General features: G+C 63.1%; 1 pseudogene. It reads right to left on the reverse strand.

The features are described 5' to 3' along the window. Positions 1-330: 330 nt before the first annotated feature. Positions 331-498, reverse strand: a pseudogene (locus AC07CM_RS50915) (IS5/IS1182 family transposase); the annotation flags it as partial. Positions 499-1,561: the final 1,063 nt, after the last annotated feature.

The following is a 1,561-nucleotide window of genomic DNA, read 5'->3' on the forward strand; positions in this document are numbered from 1 at the left end:
GGTTCTGCTTTCCCGGTGAGGCTCGTGCCGAGGATGTTGTTGTCGAGGGATGGTGCCCGCCACCCCGGCCTACAGGTCGAGGCGCTACTCACTCGAGTACTCCAACACCGTGTCCTGGCCGCGCGGAGAAGCCCGGGTCACCTGAACCGTCTCCAGGTCGGATTCGGCAGCGACCACCGTCGCCCACTTCTGCGTGGTGATCTGCTCGCCCTGTTCTTCCCACCACGGCGTACGCCTGGTGATGTGTACGTCGTAGCCGATGCCGCCACAGTAAGAGGCGGACTGACGCCACAGACGCGATCACGAAGTGACACTGCGCGTTTTCCAACTTCAGCTCGAGCAGGTCAGATGCAGGGCGAGGACGGCTTGGACGAGGCTGCTGATACGGGTGGTGGAGCATCGCAGCTCGCGCCGGAGTCGCCAGGTCTTCAGAGCGGCCATGGCCTGCTCGACGAGCGCGCGAATCCTCGCGTGCGAGCGGTTGACGCTCGCGCTGCCCGGTAGACGGCTCCGGCCTGGGAAACACCCGCGCCCGCTGGCTCGGCGAGCGCATCTTCACCTGGTTCCACCAGCTCAAACGCTTACGGATCCGCTACGCGAAAGGAGCCGACCTCCCCGCGCGGGGCATGCTCCAACTCGCCTGCAGCACCATTTGCTTGAAGCGCCTCATCATCTCGTTCCTGAAATGACCAATAAGATCACTCCGTATGTCGGACGCACGATCTTTCAGACACGCTTCTTCGGTGTTTGGTCCACTGGACAAATTGTGTGAGTTTCGCCTGTTCGACGTTGGACATATTGTTGGTCGCCTAGCAGGCGGGGCGCGAAGATGATAGTTCGCGAGGGTTTGGTCGGCGCTGCTCCTGTACGGGATCACCTGCCAGCCCATGGCCGACCTGAACAAAGTGTGCCCCCGGACGGAAGCGCGGCAAGATGGCGAGCGCAAAGAAGCGCGTGGAGTCGAAATGACTGATTCGACGCCTCGTGCAGGTCCCGAGGGCAAGTATTGATGTACGAGCAGGACGGCTGGCTGGCGCCTGTTGAGGTTCTCGCTGCGGTGAAGGTGGCGCGGTTTCGGGCGCCCTTCGGTGGGTTGGTTCAGGGTAGGGTGAAGGATGGCGAGGATCGCCCGGCCCGTGAACGTACCCGGATGCTGAATGACACTCATCTGCGGGGCGCGACGAGTAAGGCTCGTTCGAAATCGCGGAACCAGCCGCGTGATGTGACGATGGGGCCAGGCTGACTGCTGACTGGCAGGTGGCACGAGGCTTGTTACGTCGGATCAGGCCACGTCATCCGGACGATGCGGGACCGCCTGGTACAGAAGGCACGTTTGAGCGGTGTGTTGTCGCGGAGTGAAGGATGCCAGCCAAGCCCGGGACATGGCGTCCCGCAACCTGGGTGATCGACGGGGGGCTCGACTGAGTCAGAAATCTGCCACGATGCCACGATTTCCCAGTGGAACACTTCGAAGGAGCGAGCGACGATGCCCGAGCTGAGGTCCCGCACAGTCACCCACGGCCGCAACATGGCGGGCGCCCGCGCCCTTATGCGCGCCTCC

This window comes from Streptomyces sp. NPDC044061 (assembly GCF_056434305.1).